Source organism: Prosthecobacter sp., assembly GCF_034366625.1.
GTDB lineage: Bacteria > Verrucomicrobiota > Verrucomicrobiia > Verrucomicrobiales > Verrucomicrobiaceae > Prosthecobacter.
This window is the reverse complement of the sequence record NZ_JAXMIH010000014.1, coordinates 313,099-328,213: the sequence shown is the minus strand read 5'-3', so window position 1 is coordinate 328,213 and position 15,115 is coordinate 313,099. Positions and strand designations below refer to the sequence as shown.

Here is a 15,115-nt window from a genome sequence, read left to right as displayed (position 1 = left end):
TCAATCCACGACGACAAACTCCGCCGCGCAGAGGAGCGATTGGGCGAGTGTGATGAGTGCCTCGCGCTGGGATTGCGTTCCGGGACCTTCAAGGCTCGCTTCCATCTCGAATGAGAACGCGTTGGCGAGTTCGCGCTCCTTGGTCGTCGGCGGTCGTCCGAAGGCAGAGAGCCAGGCGTGATCGAACTGCTCAAACACGGTGAGCTTGCCGAGGCGGTCGGCAAAGGCCTCCGCTTGCTGACGCACAAAGGCGGAGTTCAGCGCGTGCAGTGCCTGCAGCGGCACGGTGGTCGTTTCGCGTGCGCCCATGACGTTGCTGGCATCCGGTGCATCGTAGAGTTCCATCATCTCGGGCAGCACGCTGCGCACTCGCGGCAGATACACACTGCGCACGGGCGCCTCGATCTTGCGGATCTCCGGCTCGAAAACGGCCTGGCCCACGGTTCCTTCGCCTGCGGCGGCAATGAGCGGCTTTGCGGGCCGGGTGAAGTCGAGTTCTCCGCTCACGGCCAGCATCGCATCGCGCACGGCCTCGGCTTCGAGACGGCGTGGACTCATGCGCCAGAGAAGCAGGTTGTCGGGATCGTGATCGAACTTGTCTTCGTCAAAGGTGGATGCCTGCTGCCAGGTGCGCGTGAGCACGAGTTCGCGGATGAGTGACTTCAGCGACCCTTTGTGTTCAATGAGGCGCAGGGCGAGAAAATCCAGCAGTTCGGGATGCGTGGGCTTGTCACCCGTGAAGCCGAAGTCGTCCACGGTGCGGACCAGGCCCTGCCCAAAGAGCCAGTGCCAGACTCGGTTGGCGATGACGCGGGCTGTCAGTGGATTGCGCGGGCTGGCGAGCCAGTCGGCGAGTTGCAGGCGTCCGCTGCCTTCACGCAGACGCAGCACGGGAGGTGAGGATTGCGGATGCAGCGCATGCAGAAAGCCGGGCGCGACGAGAGCGCCGGACTTGTCCAACTCGCCACGCTCGAGAATGCGTGTCTCCAGCGGTGCATCGCGATCCTGCACGCCCATCACGAAGGTGAGTGGGTTGCCCTGGGCATCGTAGGATTGCAGCAGCGCCTCGCTTTCATCCCGCTGCGTGCGTGAGCGCCGCAGCATCGCACGCGTGACACCATCGCCGCCGCGAATCGTGCGCATGATGTCATCCATGTTCTGCGCGGCGGCCTCGCGCTCGGCTTTCATGTCCGCGAGCTGCTGTGCGGTCAAAGCATCGCGCCCCGCGGGCAGACCCATGCCGGTGACATCGAGCAGCGTGGAATACTGCCGCGACTGCGCCTTGATGAGGCCGTAGTGCGTCTCCGTGTTCCGAAAAATGGCAGCGAGAGCATAGTAGTCCGCCTGCGGGATGGGATCGGTCTTATGATCATGGCACCGCGCACATGAAACGGTGAGGCCGAGGAAAGCGCGAGTGGTCGCATCGATCTGCTCATCCACCAGATCGGCAAAAAACTTTCGATCTTCGACCTCGCCGACGAGTTTTTGACCCACGGCGAGGAAACCCGTGGCGACGAGGTTCTGCGCCCACTCCTTGTCTGATGAGATCGGCAACAAATCACCCGCGATCTGCTCTCGGATGAAGCGGTCGAAAGGTTTGTCCGCATTCAGGCTGTCGATGACATAGTCTCGATAACGCCAGGCATGGAGATGGATGCCGTTGGCGTCACCGCCGGTGGATTCGGCAAAGCGTGCCACATCGAGCCAGTGTTGTCCCCAATGCTCGCCGAAGCGTGGTGACTTCAGCAGCGAGTCCACGAGTGCTGCGATGGCGGTTTGATTCAGCTCGGGCCCGATTTCCCGTTGCCAGTGCTCCATCACGTCCGCAGCCGGCGGCAGCCCGCAAAGCGCGAAGAACAAGCGCCGCACGAGCACGCGTGGTTCCGCTGCTTTGGACGGTGAAAGGCCTTTTTGCTCCTGCGCTGCCAAAATGAAGCGGTCCACCATGTTGAGCGGCCATTCGGTGTTTTTGACAACCGGCGGCGAAACCGCCGCTGGCGGCCGAAAAGACCAAAACACTTCCTTTTTCGCACTCTGCTGTGCGGGAGAGGTCGCTGCGGCTAGCAGGGTCAGCAGAAGCAATCGTTTCATGGTGTGAGCGTGGTGGATTTCGAGGGCGGACGCTTGGGTTTCACGGCAATGGGCGCATCGCTTTCCTCCTGGGCCGTGATGAGTTTCAATTCGGTAATCTGTCCGTCCTTCACGACGAGATGCGCCCTCGCACCACCCTGCCGCACCGCATCAAACGCCGGATTCGACAACCCGCCGCTCAGCTCGATGCCCACCAGCAAGTCCTGCGTGCGCCGAGCCAGTGTGGCGGAGGTGATGAGCGCCTTGTCTGCGAGTTTTTGCGTCGTTTCACCGCCTCCGCCGCGCATCGCGCCGCCCTTGCCCATTCCTTTGCCCATGCCGCCACGCATCATGCCACCGCCAGCATCATCACGGGTGTAAGTCACGGAGTTACCACGCGCAGCCGTGAGTGTGGCGAAAAAGCCGCCGCTCTCCGTTTCAGCCACAGGCGCGCCTTTGCTCGCTACCGGAGTGGAGTTGATGCCAAATGGCGCACCCATCTCGATCCACTTTTTAAAATCGGCCAGCACAGACGCGGAGAGCCGTTCACGCGGCGGCATCTGCAAATCGTCATCCGCATACGTCATCGAGACATAGAGCAGGCTCTTCGCGGCATCGCCCGGCACGAGCGAAGGGCCGCTGTCACCGCCCGCGATCAGCGCCGCATGCGAATCCACTGCGAGTCCGGCCTTCATTTTGCGCCCGGTCTGATGGCAGTTGAAGCACTTCTGCTGAAGCACGGGCAGGATCTTCTGCTGGAAGAAGTCCGCACCGGCAGCCTGCCCTCCCTTTGCGCCGGATGGCGTCTGACCCGTCGGCGTGCTCGGAGGCAATGCTGGAGCCGGTGGGGGAGCTGGCACCGGTGAAGGAGTCGGAGGCACGGGTGGCATGAAGCGGCCTTTGCCCTTCCCCTTTCCTTTGCCAAAACCGCCGCGCATGGCCGGCGGTGGAGTTTCGTCCGGCTTTTCTGGAGTAGGCTCCTGACCAAGCACCTGTGCAGTGGTGAGGGCAAAAAGCAGAATGAGGGTCGTCGGTTGCGTCATGAAGCCATCTTGCAGGTGGAAAATGACGTGAACATGATGCGCCGGAAAAAATCGGGCAATCACACCTCCGCCCGCGACATCATGTTCGCATCATCTTGGGTTGCTACGATACCGCATTCGATTCGCCCCTTTGCAGCGTCGGCGAGCGAGCTACTCTGACCCATGCGCATCCTTGTTGTCGAAGATTCCAACCGCCTCCGCGAGTCCATCGTGCTCGCGCTGAGGCGCAGTGGTTACGCCGTGGATGCAACGGGCGATGGACGCGAGGGCCTGGAGATGGCAGAGGATCACCCCTACGATGCCGCCATTTTGGACATCATGCTGCCTTCGCTGGATGGCGTCAGCATCCTCAAGACGCTGCGTGCAGCGGGCAATCGCACGCCCGTCATGTTCCTCACAGCGAAGGATGCTGTGGCTGATCGCGTGGCCGGTTTGCGCAGTGGAGCCGATGACTACCTCGTCAAACCCTTCGCCCTGGAGGAACTGCTAGCCCGCGTGGAGGCGCTGTGCCGACGGGGTTATCAAAAAGCCGCCAGCGAGACCACTCTGGCCGACCTGACCCTCGATTCAACGGCTAAAACGGCCACACGAGCCGGTGTGACGCTCGACCTCACCGCTCGTGAGTTTGCGCTGCTGGAGTATCTCATGCTGCGAGCCGGCCAGATCGTCACGCGCACTCAAATCGAGGAGCACATCTATGACGATCTTGTTTCGCCCATGAGCAACGTCGTGGACTCTGCCGTGTGCGCCTTGCGCAGAAAAATTGCCATGAATGAGGATTCGATGCCGCTGATTCACACCCGGCGCGGACAGGGCTATGTGATGGAGGCGCGTCCCGCATGAGGTCCATTAAACAGCGCCTCATGCTCTGGCTGCTCGCCGGTCTGGCCTTGCTGTGGTGCGGCACCGGCGCAGGCATCTATTTCAGTGTCAGACACAGTTTGTATCAATCCATCGACACCGCGCTTGCCTTGGATGCACGACTTGCTCGCTTCACCGCATTCGGCGATTCAGACTCCGACGATGGCACCGCGCGAGGTCGCGGTCAGCGATTGCAAGATCGTCTGGCGGACTATCACGACCCTCAAGGCCGCTCATTCTACCAAGTCTGGAACAGTCAAGGCGAGGTCAGCGAGCGCTCCGAGAGCCTCGGCGATGTCACCTTGCCCAAACTGGACATCTCCGGGAACGATCCCGCTTTTTCATCCACGGTGCTCGGCGATGGCCGCGCCGTTCGGCTCATGAGCTTTCGCACGGCGGCAGCAGGCGGCGGTGGACCGAAAGGCAAGGGCAAGGGGCGTCACGGTGCTGGCTCCAGCCTCATCGCTTTAGCCAAGGAAACTTCGGAGATGGAGGGAACGCTCGCTTCATTGCTTGGCGGCATCGGCATCGCGGGCCTGCTCGCGGCGGCGGGCACGTTTGTCCTCGTCACCATGGCTCTGCGTCATGGTCTGCGCCCATTGAAGACGCTGAGCGAGCAGACAAGGAACATCGACGCGCCATCGCTGAAGGCGCGATTCGATGCCGCGCATGTTCCCGCCGAGTTGCAGCCGATCTACGCGGCCCTCAATGAGCTGCTGCATCGTCTTGAGCAGGGATTTGAACGAGAGAGACGCTTCAGCGCCGATCTCGCCCACGAAATGCGCACGCCCGTGGCCGAACTCAAAATGCTCGGCGAGGTCGCCCTGAAATGGCCGGAGCAAACTGATCCAGAGCTTCCGGCTCACACGCTCGCCATTGCCTCGCAACTCGAAAACCTGATCGAAGCCCTGCTCACACTCGCCCGGCTCGAATCCGGTGAGACGGCCCTCCAACTCTCCACCGTCGATCTCAGCGCCCTGTGTCACGAATGCCTACAACCCTGCGCTGAAAAGGTGGAAGCAAAGCAGCTCGACCTTCAGCTCCGCTCAGAACCCGAACTCTCGATGGAAACCGACGCACGACTGCTGCGCATCATCCTCTCCAATTTGCTCACCAACGCGGTGGAATACGCACCAGCATCCACCCGCATCGAGATCGAACTCGATCCCGGCAGCATCACCATCGCCAATGCAGCGCCCGAACTGACTCAAGAAGGCCTGTCGCATTTGTTCGACCGCTTCTGGCGTGCTGAGCAATCACGCAGCAACAGCACGCACAGCGGACTCGGCCTCTCGCTCGCCCAACAGGCAGCCAGTGCCATTGGTTGCCGGCTCGACGCATCGCTGTCTGGCGGCGTGTTGAGTTTCACGCTGAAAAAGTGCTGAGGCATCACCTTCGCGTCATCTTCGCGAGTCATCGTGGGCATGTGATTGAAACAACCCGGTCACATCCAACACACCATGAAGAAAACACTCGTCACACTCATCGCCGCCGCGCTCGCGGTTTCCATCCCAGCCGCCTTCGCCCACGGTGGAGCCCGCATGAAAGCCGCAGCCGGCCAGGACAACCCGCCTGAAGCCGGCCCCGGAGCCATGCACGGCAAAGGAAAAGGCAAGGGTAAGGGAAAAGGCAAAGGCCAGGGCAAAGGCGGCCCCGGTCGCGGCGGCAAAGGCACGAAGGGAGGAATGGCAGAGAAACCCTAACCGATTCTCCACGCCACTCATCAAGCCGCGCCCATCAACAGGCGCGGCTTTTTTGTTCTGTCAGAAATCGCAGAGATGAGTCTGGATTTCGCCAACTGACCGCCATCCTTCTGTCCGGTGTTCATGTATTACTCTATCGGACTGGAGTCTTTGAAGCACTCGTGACTCAACGATTGGCCGTCAAGACCCGCGAAGAGTTTTGCAACCACCAGCGTATCGTCTCACCGCATGACTTCCATTCCCTCCTCACGCCGCCACTTCCTCAAAACCGCCGCTGCAACCGTGGCGACGTTCAACATCGTGCCGAGGCATGTGCTGGGCGGGCCTCGCTTCGTGCCGCCGAGTGAGAAGGTGAATGTGGCGATCATCGGCACGGGTGGCCAAGGCAGGACGAACGTGCGGGCGCTGATGCAACTCGACGATGCCCAGATCATCGCCGTGGCTGATCCGGCGGAGTCGTTCAGTTTGGAAAACTTTTACTTCAAAGGCATGGGCGGCCGCCTGCCGGTGAAGGCGGAGATCGAGAAGCACTACGCGACGAAGACGCCGAACCATCGCTGCGCGGACTATGTCGATTTCCGTGAGATGCTGGAGAAGGAGAAGTCCATCGACGCGGTGCTCATCGCCACGCCGGATCATCTGCATGCCTATGCTTCAGTGATCGCGATGCGTGCGGGCAAGCATGTTTACTGCGAGAAGCCACTCACGCACAACATCTGGGAGGCGCGTCACGTCGCCAAAGTGGCCGCCGAAACCGGTGTGGCGACACAACTCGGCAGCCAGGGGCATTCCTCGCTCGGCACGCGTGAGACCATCGAATACATCCAGGACGGAGCCATCGGTGCGGTGAAGGAAATCCACGTGTGGGTCGGTGCGAAGCGCTGGAACCCCACTCTCACGAGCAAACCGACCGACACGCCTCCTATGCCTGCGGGCTTGAACTGGGATCTCTGGCTCGGGCCGCGTCAGGAGCGCCCGTTTCATCCCGCCTACTTCCCGGTGGCCTGGCGCGACTTCTGGGATTTCGGCTGCACGGGCATCGGCGACTTTGCCTGCCACGACTTGAACACGGCAGTGCGTGCCTTTGACCTGCCCATCCCCTCGCGCATCGAGGCTCATGCCGCAGGCCTGATGGACAGCGAGATCGCCCCGCACGGTGCGCTCATTTACTACACCTTCCCCGCCGCAGGATCACGACCGGAGATTCGCATGACATGGTATGACGGCGGCATGATGCCTCGCACTCCCGAGGCGCTCGGACGCTTCCCTCTACCAAAGCGCGGCTGCCTCTTCATCGGCGAAAAAGGTGTCATTCAATGCGATGGCGGTGGTGGAGCCCCACGACTCTTCCCCGACGCACGCCGTGCCGAATACCAGAAGCCTGCGCCGAAGCTGAAGCGCTCCAACGGCCATCACCGCGACTGGATCGACGCCTGCAAAGGCGGTGAACCTGCCACGAGCCCCTTTGCCTATGCAGCTCATCTCACGGAAATCGCCCTGCTGGGCTTGCTGTCGCTGCGCACGCAGAAACCCATCGAATGGGATGCCCCAGGCATGAAAGCCACCGGCCTGCCGGCTGCTGAGCCCTTCATCAAGGAGACGTATCGCAAAGGCTGGGAAATCGTCTGATCACTGCCATGTCCTTCTCCATTTCATTCGGCCCGCTCAGCGCTGCGGATCACGAAGCCGTCGCCAAATTGCTACATCGCTCGTTGGTGCAGTGGTATGAAAGCCGCCTCCGTCAGGGTGCGAAGTTCGGCGACAGCCACGAGCCGTTTCTGCTCTTTCCGGAGGTGTATGAGGCTCTAGATCCCGGCGAAGCCGTCACCGCGCGTGACACGCAGACCGGCGAAGTGCTCGGCGTATGTTTCTCACATGAACGCGAGACGCACGTCGCCATCGGCATCGTGGCGACGGCGCCAGAAGCAGGCGGACGCGGCATCGCGAAGCAGATGATGGCCGCAGTGCTCGAAAAAGCCCGCAATCTCGGCAAACCGGCGCGTCTGGTGTCCAGCCTGCTGAATCTCGATTCGTTCTCGCTCTACACGCGGCTTGGATTCGCGCCCGGCGCGATTTTTCAGGATATGCTCATCACCGTGCCGGAGGACGGCATGACTTCTCCCGAACCAACGGGATCGACTCGCGTGCGTGAAGCTCGATCCGACGAAGCCGAGAGCATCGCCGACTTTGAGCACTCACAGCAAGGCATCCGACGCGAGAAGGACTTCGCCTTCTTCCTGCAAAACAAAGTCGGATCGTGGCGCGTGCTTGTTTCGGAGCGGGAAGACGGCTCGTTGAACGGGTTCCTCGCCATGAGCACGCATCCGTCCTTCAGCATGATCGGCCCCGGTGTCGCCGCGGATGAAGAAATGGCCGCCGCGCTGCTCTGGCGTGCGCTTGATGGTCTGCGTGGCAAGACCTTGGTCTTTCTCCTGCCCTGCGCTGCTGCGAATCTCGTGCGCACGGCTTATTCTTGGGGCGCACGCAATGTCGAACTCCATGTCGCGCAATCCACCGCGCCCGTTTCATCCGCCCAAGGCATCGTCTTCCCCACCTTCATGCCGGAGACGGCGTGAAACCGTTGTGCGGGTGTGGTCAGATGATCAGTTCCAACACACCGAACGATGACGGCACATGGAAGTCGGGGCGCTCCGTTTGCGGATTCACCCAGGGCATCCAGCCGGAATGAATGGTGCTGTCGGGTTTGTGAGAGAACTCGGCACGGTAAATGCCGGCATGGATCTCGTTGGAGCCGGCCTTGAGGACGTTGAGTTCACGCAGGGTATCGAGTGGCAGACTGCCTGTGACGGTGTAGTGGTTGTTGTCGATTTTGGCGTCGATTTGCAGACCCTCACATCTCCAGTTCCAGTTCATCTCGCGGTAGAAATTGGCCTCATAGGCCAGCACATCGCCGCGCGGAGACATTTCGAGGCAAAAATACGGCTTCAGACTCAAATCCGGCGCGAAGAAGATCTCCACGCGATCCGAGTCGATCACGCGATCCTTGGCTGTAGGGCCATCGGGGAGCACGAGATCTTCATCCTGGCAGTCGAAGCGGAAATGAACGTGGGTTTCATCCCAGAGCGCACGAAACTCGGTTTTGGGCGCGGCACGGTCTTCCCACGCGAAGGTAAAATCGGTCAGAGCTTCGGCCTGGGACCAATCGAGGATGGAACTGGCGCTTGAGCGGACGTGATAGCGCTTCATTCGATGTAGATGAATTCGCTGCTGTTGAGCAGGACGTGAGCGAGGTCGGTGAGGGCTTGATCGCAAGTGCTGGTGACTTCACGGGCCTTCACGAATACGAGAGATTGCTGGAGCCGTTTTTCATCGGCTTCGTGGCTCAGCGTGAGCATGAACATGCGCTGGATGGTCTTTTCGAGAGTGCCGGAGGTGGCGCGTTGGGCGAGGAAGGCGGCTTGTTCTTCGACGAACTCGTCGTTCATGAGCACGAGGGCCTGCGTGGGCACGGTGCTGTCGAGTCGCATGGCGCAACTGTCGGTGGTCGTGGGCGCATCGAAGAGTTCCATGCTCGGCATGAGGAGCTGGCGCTTGATGTAGATGTAGATGCTGCGCCGCCATTGCTCGGGGCCTTCTTGTTGCAACACGGGCCATTTGTTGCGCTGGCTGACGGGCAGGAGATCGGGCCGCAAGCGGGGTTTGATGCCTGGGCCTCCGAGTTTGGGATTGAGCTTGCCGCTGGCGGTGAGGATGGAGTCGCGGAGGACTTCGGCTTCCATGCGTTGGAGATTTTGGCGGGACAGGAGTGAGTTTCCCGGATCTTTTTGAACAGGAGATAACGGAGGCAACGGAGAACTGAATTTCTGATCTTTGTTTTCTTTGTTATCTCCTGTGGAAGAACTCTGACGATACGCGGCTGACATGAGGATGAGCTTGTGCAGCGCTTTGAAGTGGCCGCCGTTTTGAATGAGCTGCTGGGCGAGGTAATCGAGCAGTTCGGGATGCGTGGGCTTGGTGCCGGTGAAACCGAAATTGCTCGGGCTGGCGACGAGGCCTTTGCCGAAATGATGCTGCCAGATGCGATTGGCGATGACACGCCACGCGAGGGCGTTGTCGGGTTCTGTGATCCACTCGGCGAGGGTTTTGCGCCGCAGGGAAGTTTTGGTGGTGGGCGAAGGGAAGGGGATGGGCTTGAAGAGCGTGGGAATGGCGGGGCCGACTTCATCGCCGAGGTTCAGGGCACTGCCGCGAAGCATGATGCGCGTGGTGGGTACCAGCGGGCTGGTTTCGATGAGGGCGTGGACTTTCGCGGTCTCGTCGATTTTGACGCGCTTGTCGTTCTTGTCCTGTGTGCCGGGCACGAGGCCGTATTTTTCGGTGCCGTTGAAGATGGCGAGCAGGCTGTAGTAATCGCGTTGCAGCAGCGGATCGGTTTTGTGATCATGGCAGCGGGCGCAGCCGACGGTGAGGCCGAGGAAGACGCTGCTCGTCGTGGAGATGACGTCGTCGAGCTGATCGGCGCGGTATTGAGCCAGCGCGTCGTCGTTTTTGCCCATGTTGTCATCGTTGCTGGTGCCGTTGCGGCAGAAACCAGTGGCGATGAGGCTTTGCTCATCCGTGCCGTCGATTTCATCGCCCGCGATCTGCTCGGCGACAAAGCGGGCGTAGGGTTTGTCTGCGTTGAAGCTGCGGATGACGTAGTCGCGGTATTTCCAGGCGTGCGGGCGGTCGAGGTCGTTGTGGGTGCCGCTGGTGTCAGCGTAACGCGAGAGGTCGAGCCAGTGGCGGCCCCAGCGTTCGCCGTAGCGGGGGCTGGCGAGGAGGCGGTCGGCCAGCGCCTCTAATGACGAATTCCGAATTCCGAATGACGAACCTTGGCGGCAATCGTTGACGAAGGCTTCGACTTCTTCCGGAGACGGCAGCAGGCCTGTGAGATCCAGAGTGATACGACGGATCAAAGTGGCGGGATCGGCTTCGGAAGCGGGTTGGAGTCCGTTGGATTCGAGTTTGGCGAGGATGAAGCGGTCGATGTCGTTTTTCGGCCACGCGGTGTTTTTCACGGCGGGCGGTTTCGCGGCGCTCAGCGGCTGAAAGGCCCAATGCTGGCGGCCCGCCTTGATGGTGGGCGGTTTGGCGAAAAGAGGGATGCTGAGAGCGAGGAAGACGAGAAAGCGCATCGGATAAAGAATGGCGTCCAACGGCGTCTTGAGCCAGACTCTTTTCACCATGGACACTCCAGCCACTTCCAACGACCTGAAACGCCGTTCCTTCCTACGCGCCGCATTTTCCGGGGCGCTGGTCACGCCGGGCGTGATGAACGCGGCGGAGGTGGAGAAGGCCATCGCGGGTCAGTTTCATGAAGAAGCACGCGATTTGCCGCTGGTGCAGGATGCGGATGTGATCGTGTGCGGCGCGGGACCGGCAGGCATTGCGGCTGCGATCACGGCGGCGCGTGCCGGGGCGAAGGTGCGGGTATTTGAATGGCGTGGCTGTCTTGGCGGCGTGTGGACGGCGGGATTGCTGGGCTACTTGCTGGATTTCGACAAGCCGGGCTTCAATCAAGAACTGCTGAAGCGTCTCGACGAGCGCGACATGCGGCGCGGCACGAGCAAGGGCAACGTGGTCTATGAGCCGGAGGGCATGAAGCTGCTGCTGGAGGAGATGTTTGTGGAGGCGGGTGTGAAATTTCAGCTCCACACGCGGGTGAGCGCCGCTTATCGCGAGGGGAAGCGACTCACGACGATCGTGACGGAGTCGAAGTCGGGGCGGCAGGCGTGGCGGGCGCCTGTTTTCATCGACACGACGGGCGATGGCGATCTCGGGGCGCTGGCGGGCTGTGCGTTTGAGTATGGCGAGTCTGATTCGTGTCCCTGCCAGCCGATGTCGCTCAATGCGCTGCTGGTTTGCAAGGATGTGGCGGCGTTGCAGCCCTTCATCCATGGCTCCGATCCCAGCAGGGCCGATGGCATAGCCAAAGACGTGTTTTTGAAGGAGATCCAGCGCGGGGAGCATTTCCCATCGTATTCGAAGCCGACGCTGTGGCAGGTGCGGGACAATCTGCTGCTGGTGATGATGAATCATCAATACGGTGTGCCGTGTTTCGATGCCGCGAAGATCACCGAGGCCACCGTGCAGGCCCGCGCGGAGCTGCACAAGATCGTGAACGGCCTGCGCAAGCTCGGCGGGCCGTGGGAGGGCCTGCAAATCGCCGCCACCGCCGAACAGATCGGCGTGCGCGACGGGCGTCGCATCGCGGGACGTTACACCGTGAACAAAGATGATCTCATCGCTGGTGCTCGCTATGACGATGCGGTCGTGCGCCCGACTTTCCCGGTGGACATCCACGCGCTGAGCAAGGAAGCGAACAAGACGGCGGCTTACAGCAACGCAGGCATCAAAGTGAAGCCGTATGATGTGCCGCTGCGGGCGCTGATCGCAAAGGATGTGGATGGCTTGATGATGGCCGGGCGCAATATCAGCGGCGATTTCATCGCGCATGCGAGTTATCGCGTGACCGGCAACTCCGTGGCGATGGGTGAGGCGGCTGGCGTGACGGCTGCGATTGCGGCGGTGACGAAACGTCTGCCGCATGAGGTGCCATGGAGCGAGGGCGAGGCGAAGCTGAAAGCGATTCGCTTGTAGTTCGGGCTTTAGCCCGTGTTTGGGAAGCGATCGAAACGGGCTAAAGCCCGAACTACAAACCTTTCCGCGCTCGCTTCGCCTCTTGCTTCACGAAAAGCGGCTCCAAGGCGTCGCGAATCCAGGTGAAGGCGGCTTCGAGACCTTCACGCTGGTAGATGACGCCGATGTCGGCCTCGACGGCGGTGGGATTGCCGTGGCAGGAGAGGAACTGATTGCAGGTGAAGCGGGTCTTCATCTCGGCATCGACTTTGCCCTGTTGGCGCAGAATATGGCTGCGCACATAGAGTTCGAGCACGGCGTCGCCGATCCAGGCATTTTCGCGGAGGCGTAGGGTGAGGTCGGGGGCTTTTTTGGATGCCATTCGTACATCATTAAGATGTGCAGCGGCCCCCGCAACCAGTCATCCAAGCGGCCCGAAACCTGCTGCCTCGGTGGTTGACACCCTCCCCCCTCGGCGGTAGGACTGCCGCCCTCAAAAATCCAAACTACCTCAAATAACATGGTCAAAATCGGCATCAATGGTTTCGGGCGCATCGGTCGCCTCGTCTTTCGCGCAATCTGTGATCAGGGACTCCTGGGCAAGGAAATCCAGGTCGTTGCCGTCAATGACCTCGTCCCTGCGGACAACCTGGCCTACCTCGTGAAGTATGACTCCACGCAGGGCAAAGCCCGTGAGAACGTCTTTTCCAAGAAGAGCAGCCCCGACCTTGCCGAGGACGACATCCTTGTGGTCGATGGCAACGAGATCAAATGCCTCGCCGTCCGTGCGGGTCCGTCCGCGCTTCCGTGGAAGGAACTCGGTGTGGACATCGTGATCGAGTCCACCGGTCTTTTCACCGAGCGCAGCAAGGCCCAGGGCCACATCGACGCCGGCGCGAAGAAGGTCATCATCTCCGCTCCTGGCAAGGAAGAGGACATCACCGTCGTCATGGGCGTGAACCATGAGAAGTATGATGCCAGCAAGCATCACGTCATCTCCAACGCCTCCTGCACCACGAACTGCCTCGCCCCCGTGGTGCATGTGCTGCTCAAGGAAGGTTTCGGCGTGGCTGAAGGCCTCATGACCACCATCCACAGCTACACCGCCACGCAGAAGACGGTGGACGGCCCGAGCGCCAAGGATTGGAAAGGTGGCCGCAGCGCCGCCATCAACATCATCCCGAGCAGCACCGGTGCCGCCAAGGCCGTGGGCCTCGCCATTCCGGAAGTGAAGGGCAAGCTCACCGGCATGTCCTTCCGCGTGCCGACGCCGACGGTTTCCGTGGTCGATCTCACCGTGAAAACGGAGAAGGAAACCAGCTACAAGGAAATCAGCGCCGCCATGAAAAAGGCCAGCGAGACCTACCTCAAGGGCATCCTCTCCTGGACCAGCGACGAAGTGGTGAGCACCGACTTCATTCATGACCAGAGCAGCTCCATTTTCGACGCCGGTTCCGGCATCGAGCTGAACAGCAAGTTCTTCAAGCTCGTGAGCTGGTACGACAATGAGTGGGGTTACTCCAACCGAGTCGTCGATCTCGTGAAATACATTGTGAGCAAAGGCCTGTAATCCGAAACGAACACAGCAACCTTTCAAGCCTTCAACGGGCCGGCTCACACGAGCCGGCCCGTTTTGCGTTCCAGCTCATCTTCCAACTTTCCATGAACCTCTTTTTCTGTTTCCAACCATGTCTTTGTTTTCCCAACTTCATCTCCTGCCACGGCCCTTCTGGGTTCTCGTAGGAGCCACGTTCGTCAACCGGTTCGGCGTTTTCGTCGTGCCGTTCCTGACGCTGTTCATCACCCGGAATGGCAACACCGCCGCGCAGGCCGGCCTGGCTGTGGCAGCCTACTCGCTCGGCGGTTTCGCCGCCGCCTGGATCGGCGGCTGGATGGCCGACCGGCTGGGTCGGAACATCACGATGGCCGTGTCGTCGCTCGCAGGAGCCGTCTGCATGCTCTGCATGTCGCAGGCCGTTGACTGGCGCATGCTGGCGCTGCTGGCCTTCATCACAGGAGCGATCACCGAGGCCGGGAGTCCGGCTAGCGCGGCGCTGGTGCAGGACATCGTGCCGCCGGAGCACCGCGTCATCGCTTTTGCCGTGCAAAGGTTCGCGGTGAATCTGGCGTGGTCGCTCGGCCCGGCGACGGCGGGTTTCCTCGCTGAGCATTCGTTCTTCTGGCTGTTCATGGTCGATGCGGCCACGTCGGTCGTGTTTGGCATCATCGCCTGGCTGTTTCTGCCACGTGGACGCCAGACGGCGCGTGAGCATGCCGGCTGGAATCATGCGTGGCAGTCGATCCGGGCCAACAAGCCGTTTCTCGCTTTGTTTGGAGCCTGCGTGTGCGTCGCCTGGATCTTCCGGCAGACGAACACGACGTTTCCGCTGCACTTCGAGCGCAACGGTCTCTCGCTGCATCTCTGCGGTCTCGTGCTGGCCATGAACGGCGTGATGATCTGCCTCTTTGAAGTGCCGCTGGCCGCCGGATTGCGCCAATGGCCAGTGAAGCAGGTGATGGCGCTCGGTTACATCCTCATGGGGGCCAGTTTCCTCACGTTTCTCGTCAGCGGATCGCTCTCCGCGTTCGTGCTGATGATGGTCGTGTTCACGATCGGTGAGATGTCTGCGTTTTCGCGTCAGCAGGCTTACTCGGCCAGCCTCGCGCCCGATGACATGCGCGGTCGCTACGTCGGCTTTCTCAGCTTCGCATGGTGTGCGGGGAACACGGCTAGCTCCGCGCTGGGCATGCCGCTGTATGATCACCACCCAACGATTCTCTGGACGCTGAATGCCGCGCTCGGCATCGTGGCCGCCGTGCTCATTCTCGCCAGCCGCAGAAACAGGACCGTGTGAT

At 61.0% G+C, this 15,115-nt stretch carries 13 protein-coding genes; 8 read left to right on the top strand and 5 right to left on the bottom strand.

Annotated features, from left to right (window positions below):
- Window positions 1-2,091, bottom strand: coding sequence for a DUF1549 and DUF1553 domain-containing protein (locus U1A53_RS17185; protein WP_322282845.1), 2,091 nt, complete (start codon window positions 2,089-2,091; stop codon window positions 1-3).
- The gene (locus tag U1A53_RS17180) at window positions 2,088-3,113 is read right to left on the bottom strand and encodes a c-type cytochrome domain-containing protein (protein WP_322282843.1); all 1,026 of its coding nucleotides are present in this window, start codon (window positions 3,111-3,113) and stop codon (window positions 2,088-2,090) included. The genes U1A53_RS17185 and U1A53_RS17180 overlap by 4 nt, the downstream gene beginning before the upstream one ends.
- A gap of 162 nt (window positions 3,114-3,275) precedes the next feature.
- On the opposite strand from U1A53_RS17180, the gene U1A53_RS17175 reads away from it, so the two are divergent.
- From U1A53_RS17175 to U1A53_RS17155, 5 genes are all read left to right on the top strand, one after another.
- Window positions 3,276-3,956 carry a response regulator transcription factor gene (locus U1A53_RS17175; protein WP_322282842.1) on the top strand — a complete coding sequence of 227 codons (681 nt, stop codon included), beginning with the start codon at window positions 3,276-3,278 and terminating at the stop codon, window positions 3,954-3,956.
- A 20-nt stretch (window positions 3,957-3,976) separates the two neighbouring features.
- Window positions 3,977-5,359, top strand: a complete 1,383-nt coding sequence (locus tag U1A53_RS17170; protein ID WP_322282841.1) for an ATP-binding protein — start codon at window positions 3,977-3,979, stop codon at window positions 5,357-5,359.
- 75 nt (window positions 5,360-5,434) lie between these two features.
- Window positions 5,435-5,677 (top strand): hypothetical protein, encoded by a 243-nt coding sequence (locus U1A53_RS17165; RefSeq protein ID WP_322282839.1) that lies wholly within the window; start codon window positions 5,435-5,437, stop codon window positions 5,675-5,677.
- Between the two features lie 228 nt (window positions 5,678-5,905).
- Window positions 5,906-7,306 (top strand): Gfo/Idh/MocA family oxidoreductase, encoded by a 1,401-nt coding sequence (locus tag U1A53_RS17160; protein ID WP_322282838.1) that lies wholly within the window; start codon window positions 5,906-5,908, stop codon window positions 7,304-7,306.
- An 8-nt stretch (window positions 7,307-7,314) separates the two neighbouring features.
- Window positions 7,315-8,253: a GNAT family N-acetyltransferase gene (locus tag U1A53_RS17155; RefSeq protein WP_322282837.1), complete on the top strand. Its 939-nt coding sequence runs from the start codon at window positions 7,315-7,317 to the stop codon at window positions 8,251-8,253.
- Between the two features lie 19 nt (window positions 8,254-8,272).
- On the opposite strand, the gene U1A53_RS17150 is transcribed toward U1A53_RS17155, so the two are convergent.
- Together U1A53_RS17150 and U1A53_RS17145 are read right to left on the bottom strand one after the other, a co-directional pair.
- A complete protein-coding gene (locus tag U1A53_RS17150) occupies window positions 8,273-8,884 on the bottom strand; it encodes a carbohydrate-binding family 9-like protein (RefSeq protein ID WP_322282836.1) in 612 nt (203 codons plus the stop codon).
- The gene (locus tag U1A53_RS17145) at window positions 8,881-10,866 is read right to left on the bottom strand and encodes a DUF1549 and DUF1553 domain-containing protein (protein WP_322282835.1); all 1,986 of its coding nucleotides are present in this window, start codon (window positions 10,864-10,866) and stop codon (window positions 8,881-8,883) included. Before U1A53_RS17145 ends, U1A53_RS17150 begins: the two co-directional genes overlap by 4 nt.
- Here U1A53_RS17145 and U1A53_RS17140 point away from each other — a divergent pair.
- On the top strand, window positions 10,865-12,280 hold the full coding sequence (locus U1A53_RS17140) for an FAD-dependent oxidoreductase (protein ID WP_322282834.1): 1,416 nt from the start codon (window positions 10,865-10,867) through the stop codon (window positions 12,278-12,280). The two genes, U1A53_RS17145 and U1A53_RS17140, sit on opposite strands and share 2 nt — an antisense overlap.
- Before the next feature lie 52 nt (window positions 12,281-12,332).
- Here U1A53_RS17140 and U1A53_RS17135 read toward each other — a convergent pair whose 3' ends face one another.
- Window positions 12,333-12,641 (bottom strand): hypothetical protein, encoded by a 309-nt coding sequence (locus tag U1A53_RS17135; protein WP_322282833.1) that lies wholly within the window; start codon window positions 12,639-12,641, stop codon window positions 12,333-12,335.
- A gap of 138 nt (window positions 12,642-12,779) precedes the next feature.
- Here U1A53_RS17135 and gap point away from each other — a divergent pair, with 138 nt between their 5' ends.
- On the top strand, window positions 12,780-13,829 hold the full coding sequence (gene gap / locus U1A53_RS17130) for a type I glyceraldehyde-3-phosphate dehydrogenase (RefSeq protein WP_322282832.1): 1,050 nt from the start codon (window positions 12,780-12,782) through the stop codon (window positions 13,827-13,829).
- 118 nt (window positions 13,830-13,947) lie between these two features.
- On the top strand, window positions 13,948-15,114 hold the full coding sequence (locus U1A53_RS17125) for an MFS transporter (RefSeq protein ID WP_322282831.1): 1,167 nt from the start codon (window positions 13,948-13,950) through the stop codon (window positions 15,112-15,114).
- Window position 15,115 lies beyond the last annotated feature (1 nt).